This is a genomic window from Colwellia sp. MB3u-41 (assembly GCF_014076845.1).
GTDB lineage: Bacteria > Pseudomonadota > Gammaproteobacteria > Enterobacterales > Alteromonadaceae > Colwellia_A.
On record NZ_JACGUT010000075.1, the window covers coordinates 151,424 to 166,142 of the forward strand.

Genomic DNA, 14,719 nt, shown 5'->3' on the forward strand with positions numbered 1-14,719 from the left:
CGTAATTTTTAGTTAAACAAACAGAGACTAATTTGAAAGAAGTGTAAACCAACCCATAACCATGGGTAAAAGAGGTGCAGAGAATAAAGCAATAACTGCTACCAATAAATGGCGTTTCGATGTACTGTCTTTAAAGTCTTCGTTATCTGACATTATTATTCCTGTAACTGCAAAATTATGAGGCAGTATTTTAGCCGAGAACGTAATTTATTTCTAGATAAACTTGATCTAGATCAAACAAAAACGGCTTCATTCATCCACTCCCCTCTTTTATAAGCAAAAAAATAAAACTTCAGATATAAAAAAACCAGCCAAAAGGCTGGTTTTTAAGAAAACACAAAAACTAAATAGAAACGTTCTTACGTGCCGCTGTATCTTTTATGTAATTAACCCAACCTTTAGCTGTTCTACGAGCCTTAGGGTCTTTTAATGCTCTTTGAACATAAACATAAGCTTGTTTGTATTCTCCAAGATAAAAGTAAGATTCTGCAATACTTTGATTAAGTCTACCTTCGTTTGATACACCTATTTCAATTGCTTTCTTTAAAGCAGCTATCGCTTTAGAGAACTGTTCATCTTGATTTAGCAACATACCTTGCTTGCTATAATGCTTGGATAGATTAGTCATTTTAGCTAATTCGCCATAATAACCGGCAGCTTTACTAATATGCTGAGACGCATGCCATGTATTTGCTAGCGTGAAAACGTTCTTATCATCACGTTTAACAACACCTGAATCTATATATTTTTCCAGTAAAACCGCTGCTTTATGAGGGATTTCACTTTGCGCATATAAATTCGCAAGCATAACTATCTCGCTTTCTTTATCAAGAAAACCTTTCTTATAAGCTAATTCCAATGTTGATAAACTTTTTGGATAATTCTCAGTCATCGCATAAAATGAAGCTAACTGGGTCCAAAACAATTTAATATCAGGAAGTACTTGTACTGCAGTTTCTAAAACCCCAACACATTCCTTATACATTTTACGTTCATAGAACGCATTTAACTTAAGAACATAAGGATTCTGATTAACTTTATCACCTAATTCAGCGATAGCATTATCAGCGGCTGGAACCACTTTAGCGTACTGTTTAAGTTCTAGATTAGCCTGAGCTATTTTCATCCAAACATTGGCATCAGATTTCCCAGTAAAGTCCATCCAAGCGTCATATGCTATTAAAGCTTCTTTATAACCTTGCACTTGCATTTGCAAATCACCAATGACTTTTAATGCATCAGCTTGCTCTGTTTCGTTGAGAATATCAGGAGCAACGGCTTTATTAAGATAATCAATTGCATTTTTTTCATCACTTTTTTGAGCATACATCATACCAATAAAGCGATTTAAGAAAGCAACGTCGTAATCTTTTTTTGCATTGATGTCTAATAGCAGCACTAACGCATTATCAACATTAGAACCATCATCGACTTCAACACCGTAAGCTTCAAATGCTTTAGCTACCTTTTTACCAACAGATTGACCAACAAGCTGAGTTTTACGCTGTGGCTTTTCTACTTGGTCTGCTCCTACAGCATAAGCTGTAGAAGACAAAGGTAAATGAGCAATCGTTACTGAACCTATGATCAATATAGATATAAAAATCTTATTCATTCTGATTACCCCTTATTCATACTGAAGTCTAGTTGCACAGTTAAACCAGGACGACGCATAGCTTTACCATCAACAACTTTCGGTTTGTAACGCCATTTTTTCAAAGCACGTTTAGCCGCTTTGTCAAATATACGTCTAGGATCTGCATCCATAACCTCAACATCTTCAACACCACCGAGTTCGTTAATAGTAAATGAAAGCTTAACCCAGCCCTCTTTACCGTCACGAGCAGCCTGTTGTGGATATTTAGGGTCAATACGTACAATTGGCGATGCATCACCATCACGTCCAAAACCAGCTCCCGGAGGAGACATACCCGTATTTGCACCAGATAACTGCACACTCGGCATGTTAAAGGTTAAGCCACCTGAATTGTTATTCACTTCAGGTTCTGGAGCCTGAGGCTTAGGTGGCGTTTTTGGCGGCGGAGGCGGCGGCGGCGGTACACGCTGTCGACGTTCAGCTGCTGACTTAGGCGGCGTAGTATTAACTTCTACAACAATATTATTCAATGACTCTTGTTTCGTCATGTCTCCACTTGAAACAAGAAATGCCATAAAAGAAAATAATGCAAAAGTTACCGCTGCGCCTAGTAGTAATGAAACTAAAAAGCGAACCATAAACTACCCCTTAGCTGCAGCAATAGAGATTCTATCTATACCTGCATCTTTAATCGCATCCATCACTTTAACAACAATGCCATGTTTTGCATTTTTGTCTGCTTGAATGATAACAACATCAGTTGGTTGCTCTGCTAACAATTTTTCAATGTTTGCTGCAACACGCTCGACATCAACGCGACGTTTATCTAACCAAATTTCACCATTTTCTCTAACAGCAATAAAGATGTTAGCTGACTTTTGCTTGCTTTGGTTAGCCGCTTTAGGTTTGTTTACTTCAATACCAGCTTCTTTTACAAATGAAGTGGTTACAATGAAGAAGATCAGCATGATAAATACGATGTCAAGCATCGGTGTCATATCAATTACTGCTTCTTCGTCTTCACGAATACGTTTACGTGCCATTCGAATATCTCTCTAGTGATGAGGTAAACTGTCAACCAGTTTAGCCTTTGCTAGTTTAACTTTAGCGTCTAACCTTGAACTGAAAAACACTCCTGATAATGCAGCAACCATTCCCGCCATTGTCGGGATAGTAGCCATTGATATACCAGCAGCCATCAGACGCGGATTACCTGTTCCTTGTTGAGCCATTGTCTCAAAGACACCAATCATACCGGTGACCGTACCAAGTAAGCCAATCAGTGGACACATTGCCACTAAGGTTCTAATTGTGAGCATACGCTGCTCTAGTAATTCTGTCGCTTCGGAGATCCAAGTATCTCTAATCCGATGGGCATACCAAGATGTAGTATCTTGGCGTGCATCCCAACGATTGACGATATCGTCTTTCATTGCAGGATAAATTTTTGACAAGAACCAGTAACGTTCAATCATCATTACCCACATCAGTAAGAGAGCGAAGGCAACAACATATAAAACGTTACCACCTGTCGCAATAAAACTCCTGACAGATTCCCAAAGCTCTATCAGGAATAACATTATTTAGACTCCTTCTCAGCAATTGAGGCGATTAGTCCTGCAGTTTGCTCATCAAGCTTTTGCAATACAGACTTACTTTTACCCGCAACAACACTGTGGATTAAAATAAGAGGTAATGCACAAATTAGACCTAATGCAGTTGTTACAAGTGCAAGAGAGATGTCACCTGCCATAATTTTCGGGTCACCAGTACCAAACAACGTAATCGTTTGGAAGGTCATGATCATACCGATAACCGTACCTAATAGACCCATTAAAGGAGCAATAGCAGCGAACATCTTAATCAAGTTAATACCACGATCAATTTTTGGTGTTTCGCGTAAAATAGCTTCATCAAGTTTAAGCTCAAGTGTTTCAGCATCAACATTTCTGTTTTCGTGATAAACCTTAATTAAACGGCCTAACGGGTTATTGTCAGTTGGATTTTCAAGGTCTTTTTCTTGAGTCTTAATACGTGAGCTAACCGTACTTAAGAAAATCATACGTTCTAAAGCGATTAAGAAACCAATAACTAACAATACTGTAATTGCGTAACCAACAGTGCCACCTTGATGATAGAACTCCATAAGTACTCTTTTACGAGTTTCAAGGGCTAATATACCACCACGTGAAGGATCTATGTATAGAGGATGATGACCTGAAGTTTCTGTAAAGAAATCAGAAGCAGTGTCAGTAATATACCCAGATGGTTGTTTAGCCAAAGGCTGAACTTGACCAACTTCATCATTGTAGTTTAAGAAACCGTTCGCAGAAACTAAGTTAAAAGTACCGATACGTGTAATAGTTTCCGTAGACGTTGAACCATCTAGGCTCGTTACATCTGAGCTAAACTGAGACACTTTACCTGATTGAGTCATTTCGGTTTGCAATGCAATCCACAATTCTTCAAGTTGCTCAAGTTCAGGAATTTCTTTTGAGTTAGCGATAACATCAAGAACTTTGCCACGACCAGGAAATTCAGCACTTACAATTGAAGTAACTACTTGACCATAAGCATCAGCGGCAGCAGCACGAGTAACGCCGAACATTTCGCCTAAAGTACCTGTAGCATTAGCGAGTTCTACAGACTTCTGTGCGAGAGTGATCTCATTAGCTGCATACTCATTAGTTAAGCGATTGTTACGAGCATTTTGATTAGCTAATTCTTTTTTAGCTTTATTCAAAAGTGCTTGTTTATCAGCACGAGCCGATGTGAATTCTGCTTCACGCTTTTTATCAAGCTTTCCTTCAGAGATTCTATCGTTTTTAACTTGCTTTAATAAATCATCCAAATCATTAGCTAGGGCTGATGTTGCTACCGTCATTGAGGCAGCAAGCATTATAAAGTTAATAAATTTTTTCATTATTTAGCTCCTGCTGCAAATACTGGTAATTTAGTTAAGTTCTTAGGTAATTGATTACGCGCCATGGCGATAGCATCTTTAATAGGTTTTAAATATTCGTCACCTAATGCTTCCCAACCGCGAGTTTCATTGTTCCAAACCCAAACATTTTTCATGTCTAGTGATTGTGCAACTAAAGAAACACGTCCCATATGAACAAAATCAGCAGTGATTACACGGTCGCCTAAATCAAGTTCACCTTGGTAAGCTGCAAAAACAGTACCGTAGTTTGCTTCAATTTCATAAGCTTCAAGTACCATGCGGAACTGTTCTGAAACTGATACGTCTGATGAACTTAATAAATCACGTAAATTTGCAACACGCTCTTTACGAGATTCAATGTTCACAGGAATATCTAATTCAACAAATTTATCTAATGTATCAATCATCTTATACATAAGAGGAACAATACCTTGCTTAGTTTTTTCAATGCCCGCGATTTGAACTTCTAATGACTTAATATTCGCGAGTTGGTCATTAACCATTAGCTGAATGTGATCATTGTACTGAGATAAAGTTTCAGCTTCATCAACCGTTAAACGATATTCACCTAAAAGTTCAATAGTTTGTTCATAAATGCTATTGATTTTTAGTTGTGATCTTTTAGAAGCTTTAAATGTAGTAGCTTCTGCTTTTTGTAGTTCTTTTAATGCATCTGCAGAAGCAAAGTTGCTTGCTGTTAATGCTAATGTGCCAATTATCGTTGAAGCGATAAGGCTTTTCTTGCTAAATTTGGACATAGTTCCCAACCAATTGCTATTGAATGTGGATAACATGGAGATGTTAACGCAAATCTAATAATCTGCCATTTTAAGTTTTTATTTCTCTAGAATAAAACCATGCAATATTCCCAGACGACAGCGTTGCTGTCAACTAGGTACATAAAAAAGGCTGCTAATTACTGGCAAATCACGTGAATAAGCCAGTTTTGTTAAACGAAATAAACATCCGGTTAAAAAGCCCCTAAAAAACCAAGGCAACTTTTTGATTAAATCGGTTAACAAACAAACACAATTCTCTGTATATATAATTGCTCCTATTAGTTTTACTAATTCATTCGTACTAAGTCAAATTTATTTATTAAAATATTCAAAATATTTAGACAAAAAATATGAATAAATTGACATATTTACTGTTAATAACCGTGCTACTATTCAGCTATAGCACTAATTTACCTATATTTAATTATGTTAATTGATTCAACTTTTAATTTTGAAATTTGGTTCACACTATGCGCCATCGGTTTCATTGCCGGACTCATCGATGCGATAGCGGGAGGTGGAGGTATGCTAACTGTCCCAACTTTACTTTCTGCTGGTTTGCCTCCTCATATTGCGTTAGGAACAAATAAACTAGCTGCTTCTTTTGGCTCACTGACAGCCTCAGTAACGTTTTATCGTAAAAAGCTATTTGATCCCTATTTCTGGCGACTTTCTATTTTATACACCGCAATAGGTGCTGTTTTAGGGACCTTAGCTGTTGGATACTTATCAAATGATTTTCTTGAAAAATCTATACCCATACTTATTGTGATTACGGCTATTTATACTTTGCTTTCAAAAACAGTTGTGACCGAAATTAAAGGCCTGCCGCCCTTATCTATCCGTATAAAAAGGATACAAAGCACTCAAGGCTTTATCCTAGGATTTTACGATGGGTTAGCCGGTCCTGGCACGGGAGCATTTTGGACAGCTTCTTCAAGTGCCCTATACAAAATAAACATTTTGCTTAGCTGTGGTTTAGCGCGTTCAACCAATTTTGTTAGTAACATATGTAGTTTATTAACCTTTGCTTACTTCGGATATGTTAACTTTGTTATTGGTATTTCGATGGGAATATTCATTATGTTAGGTGCTGGTGTAGGCTCACATTGGGCAATAAAATTTGGTAATCGTTTTATTCGCCCCGTTTTTATCGTCGTCGTTATTTCTATGTCAGTAAATTTAACTTATCATGCATGGTTCTCTCAATAACAATATTTATAGGTTGTCAAAATGCAATTATCACTCGACAGAATTACTGCTGTTTTAGATAGCCTAGCAGAACAAGCTAAAATTATAGATGCTGAAAATCAGCAAACCAAATCTCATTATTTATTAAAAGACAAAGATATATTTTCAGAAGCCTTGTTTGTTACTAATAGTGATAAAATACAAGCATATGTAGATGAGGTGCGTGGTAAAACCATCGAATTATCAAGATTACTTCACAGTGGAAAAAAAGAACTTTCGCAAAATAGATTACAAGGCATTGAACAACAAATTTCAGCTATTATTAATGCCATAAGATCAAACAAAGGTATTCACCAAGAAGCACAATATAGACTCACAGCTATTAATGCCCGTCGGTATAAAAAAGCAGCAAAAGAGCTCTTTAAATCCAGTCAGGCGCTTTACCAGCGATTATCAGAGCACCACGAGTTTGAGCGACGATTACTTGTTATGCTTGAAGAGAGAGAACTTTTGCGCAAAAGCGCAACACCAAGCAAAGCTAATAAATTATCAGAGGAAGTGCTTGCTCTTCATCAAAGATTAGGTCGCTGTCGGCAAGCTATTTCAAAAATAGAGCGTCAAATAGAAGTTTCAGAAAAACCTCGTTGATATGACTAAATAACTCGCTTTTTACCTCATCTGGCATTAATCTTAAATGACAATAAAAAATAAATTTAACTGCTTGTTAATTGTAAAAGAGGATTGGAATGAGAATATCTGATGACATTCATAATTATTATGAAAAATTAGTCGTACAACATTTTGCTGCACTGAAATTGGAAAAAAAATATGAAGATGATTTTATTGCTGATTTAACTTGTGTGGTGCTAAATCAATTACCTACTCGTTATATTAGGCATGAAGTTGATATGTCTTTCTATTTGCCTGCCTCTGAACGTTTTGAAATGGAAAACAACGTCAAAGTGGCGATCAGCAAAGCCTTAGAGTTTATGAAAACACAACAGGCTTAATACCTATAAGAAACTTTCATTGATAAACAATTGTTCAAGTAAATTGCTCACTTGTTTATCATTATCAAAAAAGCTTATACCCACACTGACCTTACCTGCTTCATTCCTCCTATTACAAGCTCTTGCAGGTATTTTAATCTCTTCTGAACTCGGGTGCTGAATGCATAAAAATACGTCGCATTTATTAACCGTAACCTTAACGTTATCGGCTTTAAATATAAACCACACCCTTTTATAGATATGTCGGCAATAATGCCATTTAAACACACTTCTTTTTCTCTACCCCTTCCACATCCAACATAATAGATGCAGGTAAATAGCCGGTAATTCCGTGTTGTAAGCGAAGTTGACGACTTTCTATTTTTTTGGGTAGTGTAAAATTTAGCAGCTTTCTGGATAATAGGTCATATGTTTAATGTCAGAACGAAAAGCAAAACACTCGCCGTGCTCTCCCCCTAAGATATAGCGAACAATAACAACATTACCTTCCACTAAAACATCTTGATAAGAACTAACACGATGAGTAACTCGATATTTGAGAATAATATTTTTCCCCATTTCATAGCCAATTGAAAAGACTTTAAAACGAAGTTTTACCGGGTGATTAATTTTTATATCAACAGGCTTCCCTGGCTATAATTGAAACATATAAAATTTTCGGCTAGGCCAATGATTCAGACGATCTTTTCTTGTTACTAATTCACCCGTTATTGAACATCAGTGGCTGTTGACATGCTTCAAAATAATTATAAATTTATCACTCGATTAAACCTACCTAGGCACCCCCAGTGTCCCTTTGCCCTTGGACTCCAAACGAATACAGACACAGAAGATCACAGCGATCATCTAACAGACTTTGAATTCTTTAGGGTAGTAATGGCATGGTGAATTAGAGTGTTGTTCTTAATTGATCTTACAGGAGCCCTGAAGGGCTAAAGATAATTAAATTACTATGAAATGATTAATGTTGCAGATTCTATCGTTTATATATGCGGTACTGAAAGTGTGATTTAAGACTGTGTACCTAAATGGATACTAGAATGTGTAACTATTATATGATCTAATGATTGTGAACCTGTTATAACTAACGATTCTACAGGGCTTCTAGGGAGTTTTAAGATTGGGTGGCAACCCTAGCAGCCACACCTCGGCACATGAGTCACCTGCTGCGGTTGCTTCCTTCCGGATCTGGCCGAGTTCACAGAGTATCATTGCGAGGGGACCGAAAGGGTCACCATAGAAAGTTGTGCTTCTCACTACAACGCCGCGAATTATGGCTAAAGATTTAGCTTGATGCAAGCCCTAGTTATATAAATAAAGTTGTTCGCTTGTTTTTTAAACATATAAGCAAGTAAACAACTAATTTATCACCTATATCTATGAACCTTGACGCGCTAACCGCTCATTAATTTCTAATAAGACTGACTTAATAACGAGTAAGTTTTCTTTTCCTAAACGAAGCAGGAGTTTGTCTGCATCATCGAGTGCTTCTACTTGCTCGTCTTTATAACGAAACATTACACTTGGACGAACTAAATCTAATGATTCCTTTGGAATTTCCATATCGAGTACTTTAGTAATGGCATCATGTAATACATCAGTAAAGTTGTCCTCTGGATAACCTAGCTCAGCATAAGCTTGGTCTATCAAGGGTTTCATTTCAAAGTACCACTGCACCAGTGTTTCACTGTCAAATGATCTCAATAAATCGACATAGAGTGTGAATCTCTGTGTTGTAGACTCATTCCATTTCCAATCGGTAGTTGTGCCATTATTAATTTCATTAGCTGAAAATTTAGTACTAGGTTTAACAAGAGGGCTGTGTGCGTACGCAAGATTTCCTTGCGCAAAGTTGTCGGTAAAAACAACAAAACGACGAACCATATCTTTATTAATCACGAGTTTTAAAAGCTCTTTACGCCAGGTATAGTTTGGTAATTTTTCTTGTACCCAAACGTCACTCTCATCTAAGCTGGGTAATATAATCTCGGGGATAGTTTCAACAAAAGGTTCAGGTTCTACCACAGCTGCGATTTCTGGTTCAACTGACTCTTTTTCAGGTATTGGCTCGGCAGCAATTTCAGTCTTAATAACAGGTGTTATAGTAACATCGGCTATTTTTTCTTGTTCAGTGGATGAAATATACAACCAAGATAGACCTGCTATCACTATAACAATAATTACGGCAATAATGCCCCAAGAGGTTTGTTTACCTTTTTGCGCTTGATCTTCCATAGGTACCTATAATTCAATTTATCTTAAGAAAAAATGATAATAACTCATTGCAACGCGTTTTCATGTCAGTTGCAAGGGAAATACGTGATCTAAAATAACTTTTATTCAAGATTAAGTTTTATACTTTATATTGCCATTACACAATAATTATAAAATAGCATCTTCTTGATTTTCAGGCATTGCTTTTATAAAAGCAGGTAACTGATTACAACGTTCAACAATAGCATTAATAAGGGGAAATGCTGACATGTCTACCTTGAATCGATTAGCATTATAAACCTGGGGAACAAGACATAAGTCGGCAACGGTTACATGGTCGCCATAACAATATTCTCCTGAGACCTTTTGAAGTTTTTCTTCAAATGCAGCAAAGCCAAGGCACATCCAGTGTGGCCCCCAGGCTGATTTATTAACATCATCAACACCCAGCGTTTTCACTAAATATTGTTGAACACGAAGATTAGTTACTGGGTGAACCTCACAAGCAATATCTAAAGCAAGTGCTTGTACCTGAGCTTTATCAACTATACTTTCAGGATAAAGCGCAGGTTGTGGCTGTTTACTCTCTAGGTAATCAAGTATAGCTATACTCTGATTTAACACCAGCTCACCATCAAGCGTGTCGTCAATTAATGTCGGTACTAAATGTGTTGGGTTCAATGCAACATATGCTTCACTGTGTTGCTCCCCTCCGTTGTTAACTAAATGGACAGGAACAGATTCACAATCGATATTTTTTAAATGCAGAGCGATTCTTACTCGATAAGCTGCGGATGACCGCCAATAGCCAAAAAGTCTCATTTTATCTCTCTCTTCGTTATATTTATGAATTATTTATATTTTTACAGTTTTTTTGTTAATATCGTATTCACGTAATTTATTCGCAATTGCGGTATGACTTAAACCTAGTTTTTTAGCAAGTTGTCGTGTGCTTGGGTAGGCTGGGTATAGTTTTCTCAATAGATTAGCTTCAAAACCTTTAACCGCAGCATCTAATGTGCCTACAAACTCTTGTTCTAAGTAGCCATGTTCACGTGTATACGCTGGTAATTGCAAATGAGAGGTCATCACGATACTCCCTTCCATTAACGATACAGCGCGGATTAGAACATTCTCAAGTTGGCGAACATTTCCAGGCCAAGGATAGTGTTCGATAAAATCTCGACAATCATCAGACATAGTAACAATGGTTTTACCAATGCGTTGACCAAATTTCACAATAAAAAACTCTGCCAGTGGAATAATGTCAGAACGTCTATCACGTAAAGAAGGTATATTTAGGCCAAGTACATTGAGTCGGTAATATAGATCTTCTCTAAATTGACCTGCAGAGACCATATTAAGTAAGTCACAGTTTGTTGAACTGATGATCCTAACATTTACTCTTATTTCGGCTTCATCATTAACGCGGCGAAAAATACCATCTTGAATAACGCGTAGCACTTTAGTTTGTAATTTTGGCGACATTTCTCCCACTTCATCAAGGAAGATAGTGCCACCATCTGCTGATTCGAATAATCCCCGTTTTGCTTTAATATCACCTTGTGAACCCGCACCAAATAGCTCGGTTTCTGCTGCGTCATCAGGCAATGCGGCACAACTTAAGGTCATAAAAGATTTATTGCTGCGATCGCTGGCTGCATGGCATGCATGAGCTAAAAGTTCTTTACCTGTACCTGTTTCACCAACAATGAGCATTGAAGAGTCGAGTAACGCCATACGTTTTGCTTCACGAATAACTTTGCGCATAGTGCCACTACTCGCTTGAATGCCTGCAAAATTATTTTCATTAGCTTGTTTAAAAGCACTTATTTGCTGACCTAAACGCGCTTCTGATTTTAGAATTAATACCGCTCCTGCCAATACAGGTATTCCGCTTTGATCTGTGACATGGATAGGCATTATATCAGCTACAAAATCATCATCTTGAAACTTTAATCGGCGAGTTTGTGCAAGGACTTCATCGGCATCTAACCAACGGTTAAAATTAAAACCTTTCAGCCAATTACTGACATTATCACCAACGATCTCGTGCTCCTTACATCCCATAATACCGGCAGCAACCGTGTTAACAATACGAATATCACCCTTTGCATCGATAGAAATAAAGGGGTCGGGGAACGTTTTAATCAGGGTTGCTAGCTCATTTCGCTCACGTTCAGATGGCATAAAAGGTGTGGTTTTTACATCATTAACACCTTCAATTAAGCGCAAGCGCGGCATAAAAGTTTGTAACTCGCTAAATGCTAAATCAGGGATATTTATAAAAATTTCTCCTGGCTGTTTTAGTTCGATACCACGTAAATTTATCTTATGTTCAACAAATATTTCTAATACTTCTTGTGCAATGCCAACTCGATCACAACAAACAATTTCTAAACGCATTTACCTTACTCTACTATAGCCAAGTGTACCTATTTGCTATTGTAAACTATTTTGTACAACAAAAAAAAGCCCCCTGAGGTAGGAGGCTGTTATTATCTAATGTAAGCAAATATTACAAAAGTTTATCGGTTTTTGCTGCACAAATAAAATCATTACGGTGTAGCCCTTTAATAGCATGCGTCCACCAAGTTATTTTCACTTTGCCCCACTCTAATAAAATAGCAGGATGATGAAACTCTTCCTCAGCTAATTCAGAAACTTTATTTGCAAATGCCCATGATAACTTGTAATTTTTAAACTTATATTCACGCTCAAGCATCATGACACCATCACGAACTTCAGGGATCCAATCAGGTATTTGTGACAATAATACCGGTAATTCTTCATCGCTAACTTGTGGCGCGCCTACTTGGCATGCTTCACATTTTTGTACAGATAATTGCTCAGTCATCTCTTTTCCTTAACTTTCATTATTAATTTCTTTTGCCGGAAACTTGGCTGGATATAAGCCTAACGCTTTTGCTTGCTCAACCAACTCCATAATATCAGACACTTCATATTTTCTAAGATTGTCTAAATCACTCACTTTATTCAACATATAATAAATAGGCTGAATAACATCAATTCGATAAGGTGTTCTTAATACATCAAGTATTTCGAGTTTTTCACGCACTACATGCTCATTTTCTGTGGCATGAATCGTTTCACTGGGTGAAGATAAAATACCCCCACCATAAATTTTAATACCTTCTGGGGTATCCAATAAACCAAACTCAACGGTGAACCAATATAAACGAGCTAGAAAGACTCTTTGCTCTTTCGTTGCATTCAAGCCCATTTTTCCATAAGCCTCAGTAAAATCGGCAAAAGACTTATTGGTTAACAAAGGACAATGGCCAAATATTTCATGAAAAATATCAGGTTCTTGTAAATAATCAAACTCTTCTCTGCTACGGATAAAAGTAGCAACGGGGAATTTCTTCTCTGATAGCAGCTTAAAGAAGGCACCAAAACCAATCAATGCAGGTACTGGCTCACACTGCCAACCGGTTGTTTCTTTAAGCACTTTACTGACTTCTGCAAGTTGTGGAATCCGGTCATGTGGTAAATTTAATAATTTTGAACCAAATTTATATTCGTCACACGCTTTGTCTTCAACACATTTTAATTGACGAGTGATCAATTCTTGCCAGACGCTATTTTCTTCATCTGACCAATGAATGTGACCATTTTCATCAGCAACTCGCGAAATATACTTCGTCGCCATCCCCATGATATTACCTTATTTTAATTTCTATCATCATTCACTAACCAATGAGTGAGCAATGTTCTTTACTGATAATAAAACAAGCTTGCTGGGAAAAATACCAAACGCCAACTGGCTATTATTTAGCCAGACAATAATAGCGTATAGAAAAAATTACAAAAATGTAAATATAAAAACAATGGCTAATTAAATCATAGAGATAAAAACAAGTCATTTAAGGTTCGCACAGATTAAAACTACCTGATTAGTAACTTTTTTACTTGACTGAGTATTTTTTTTCTCACTTGAGCTACTTTGGGTGTGTTTTCTTCAAAAGGAATAGGCCGACAAAGCTTAATGGTTTGGATCCCTAAACGTGACGTTAGCATACCCGCACCGAGCCCTTGCGCCATTCGCGCAGATAGTTTTCCTAACAGTTCAGCCCCAACCAAATCAGCGCCTAGATCAATCACTAACTCGCTTGCGCCAGCGTAAGCCATATTAACAAATATCTGTTTAATTAATTTGATCCTACTCCAATAGCCGATTTTTAAACCATAAAGAGCGGCAATTTTGTCTATCATGCGTAAGTTCCGCCAAAACATCAGCATCATATCAACAAGTGCAATCGGACTTAACGCAACTAATACCACCGCCTCAGTTGAAAACTTAGCCACTTCAGCAAGCGCTTTTTCATCCACCTTTGTTAAGACTTCACGAGAGTATAATTGCAGTAGCTCTTCGTCACTGTATTCTTCTTTAACCAATGACTGCCAGCTTTTTTCATGCTCAGACATTAAGTCACAAGGTAAATTGGCTGAAATACTTTCACATAATGCTTTTGCATTAATCTTACTGTTTGAACCTAATTCAGCTGATAATATGTTTTGGGCGTTAGCTTTCGTACGTTGCTGCCTTTTGAATTGCCTTAGCGCTGAATATTCTCGTATTGCCGTGGAACCAACGACCACTGATAAGCCAAATAACAGCACGCCATACATCGCGGCTAATATCGGCGATTGGGCAAAACCCTGTTGAAAAAAATTAAACGTTTCTACAATAACAACGCCTGCAAAAACACTGCCAATAACCCGCCATAGCCAACGAGGCTTTGATTTTTCTTTCGGGTTGTCATCATTTAAATAACCTTGCTTTACTAGCGATAAGTCTTCTGTTTCTTGCCAGTCGTCATTACCTACAATGACTTGTTGCCCGTTTGCAGGTAGATTATTAGTCTTTGTGATTAACTCATCATTTTCAAAAAGAATTTGCTGTTGATATTTTTCATCAAGTTCATTCATTTATTTTATCTCCGAGTGAAAACCACATCAC

Annotated in this window: 16 protein-coding genes, 1 other RNA gene and 1 pseudogene; 3 read left to right on the top strand and 15 right to left on the bottom strand. The window is 37.3% G+C overall.

The window, feature by feature from the left end; genetic code table 11:
- Nucleotides 1-27 precede the first annotated feature (27 nt).
- The 7 genes from H4J73_RS20470 to H4J73_RS08835 all read right to left on the bottom strand — a co-directional run bounded on the left by H4J73_RS20470 (nucleotide 28) and on the right by H4J73_RS08835 (nucleotide 5,299).
- Complete coding sequence (locus tag H4J73_RS20470; RefSeq protein ID WP_259366550.1) at nucleotides 28-153, bottom strand: hypothetical protein; 126 nt, start codon at nucleotides 151-153, stop codon at nucleotides 28-30.
- Between the two features lie 190 nt (nucleotides 154-343).
- Entirely contained in the window at nucleotides 344-1,615 is a 1,272-nt protein-coding gene (locus H4J73_RS08810) for a lipopolysaccharide assembly protein LapB (RefSeq protein ID WP_182180206.1), read from the bottom strand.
- A 5-nt stretch (nucleotides 1,616-1,620) separates the two neighbouring features.
- Nucleotides 1,621-2,235: an energy transducer TonB gene (locus H4J73_RS08815; protein ID WP_182180204.1), complete on the bottom strand. Its 615-nt coding sequence runs from the start codon at nucleotides 2,233-2,235 to the stop codon at nucleotides 1,621-1,623.
- 3 nt (nucleotides 2,236-2,238) lie between these two features.
- A complete protein-coding gene (locus H4J73_RS08820) occupies nucleotides 2,239-2,640 on the bottom strand; it encodes a biopolymer transporter ExbD (protein ID WP_182180202.1) in 402 nt (133 codons plus the stop codon).
- Between the two features lie 12 nt (nucleotides 2,641-2,652).
- Complete coding sequence (locus tag H4J73_RS08825; RefSeq protein WP_182180200.1) at nucleotides 2,653-3,177, bottom strand: MotA/TolQ/ExbB proton channel family protein; 525 nt, start codon at nucleotides 3,175-3,177, stop codon at nucleotides 2,653-2,655.
- A complete protein-coding gene (locus H4J73_RS08830) occupies nucleotides 3,177-4,520 on the bottom strand; it encodes a MotA/TolQ/ExbB proton channel family protein (protein WP_182180198.1) in 1,344 nt (447 codons plus the stop codon). Before H4J73_RS08830 ends, H4J73_RS08825 begins: the two co-directional genes overlap by 1 nt.
- A complete protein-coding gene (locus H4J73_RS08835; protein ID WP_182180196.1) occupies nucleotides 4,520-5,299 on the bottom strand; it encodes a DUF3450 domain-containing protein in 780 nt (259 codons plus the stop codon). Before H4J73_RS08835 ends, H4J73_RS08830 begins: the two co-directional genes overlap by 1 nt.
- A gap of 447 nt (nucleotides 5,300-5,746) precedes the next feature.
- Here H4J73_RS08835 and H4J73_RS08840 point away from each other — a divergent pair, with 447 nt between their 5' ends.
- From H4J73_RS08840 to H4J73_RS08850, 3 genes are all read left to right on the top strand, one after another.
- On the top strand, nucleotides 5,747-6,532 hold the full coding sequence (locus tag H4J73_RS08840; RefSeq protein WP_182180194.1) for a TSUP family transporter: 786 nt from the start codon (nucleotides 5,747-5,749) through the stop codon (nucleotides 6,530-6,532).
- 21 nt (nucleotides 6,533-6,553) lie between these two features.
- Entirely contained in the window at nucleotides 6,554-7,159 is a 606-nt protein-coding gene (gene priC / locus H4J73_RS08845) for a primosomal replication protein PriC (RefSeq protein WP_182180192.1), read from the top strand.
- Nucleotides 7,160-7,257: 98 nt separating this feature from the next.
- The gene (locus H4J73_RS08850; protein ID WP_182180190.1) at nucleotides 7,258-7,521 is read left to right on the top strand and encodes a late competence development ComFB family protein; all 264 of its coding nucleotides are present in this window, start codon (nucleotides 7,258-7,260) and stop codon (nucleotides 7,519-7,521) included.
- A gap of 381 nt (nucleotides 7,522-7,902) precedes the next feature.
- Here the strand turns inward: H4J73_RS08850 and H4J73_RS08855 are convergent.
- The 8 genes and pseudogenes from H4J73_RS08855 to H4J73_RS08890 all read right to left on the bottom strand — a co-directional run.
- A pseudogene (locus tag H4J73_RS08855) lies at nucleotides 7,903-8,142 on the bottom strand (flagellar brake protein); the annotation flags it as partial.
- Nucleotides 8,143-8,652: 510 nt separating this feature from the next.
- Nucleotides 8,653-8,749: signal recognition particle sRNA small type (gene ffs / locus H4J73_RS08860), an RNA gene on the bottom strand.
- A gap of 149 nt (nucleotides 8,750-8,898) precedes the next feature.
- Nucleotides 8,899-9,756 carry a DUF3014 domain-containing protein gene (locus H4J73_RS08865; RefSeq protein ID WP_182180188.1) on the bottom strand — a complete coding sequence of 286 codons (858 nt, stop codon included), beginning with the start codon at nucleotides 9,754-9,756 and terminating at the stop codon, nucleotides 8,899-8,901.
- Between the two features lie 147 nt (nucleotides 9,757-9,903).
- Complete coding sequence (maiA, locus tag H4J73_RS08870; RefSeq protein ID WP_182180186.1) at nucleotides 9,904-10,557, bottom strand: maleylacetoacetate isomerase; 654 nt, start codon at nucleotides 10,555-10,557, stop codon at nucleotides 9,904-9,906.
- 33 nt (nucleotides 10,558-10,590) lie between these two features.
- A complete protein-coding gene (gene tyrR / locus H4J73_RS08875) occupies nucleotides 10,591-12,141 on the bottom strand; it encodes a transcriptional regulator TyrR (RefSeq protein ID WP_182180184.1) in 1,551 nt (516 codons plus the stop codon).
- A 112-nt stretch (nucleotides 12,142-12,253) separates the two neighbouring features.
- Entirely contained in the window at nucleotides 12,254-12,592 is a 339-nt protein-coding gene (locus H4J73_RS08880) for a 4a-hydroxytetrahydrobiopterin dehydratase (RefSeq protein ID WP_182180182.1), read from the bottom strand.
- A 9-nt stretch (nucleotides 12,593-12,601) separates the two neighbouring features.
- Complete coding sequence (gene phhA, locus H4J73_RS08885) at nucleotides 12,602-13,414, bottom strand: phenylalanine 4-monooxygenase (protein ID WP_182180180.1); 813 nt, start codon at nucleotides 13,412-13,414, stop codon at nucleotides 12,602-12,604.
- A 230-nt stretch (nucleotides 13,415-13,644) separates the two neighbouring features.
- Nucleotides 13,645-14,688, bottom strand: a complete 1,044-nt coding sequence (locus tag H4J73_RS08890; protein WP_182223153.1) for a YcjF family protein — start codon at nucleotides 14,686-14,688, stop codon at nucleotides 13,645-13,647.
- Nucleotides 14,689-14,719 lie beyond the last annotated feature (31 nt).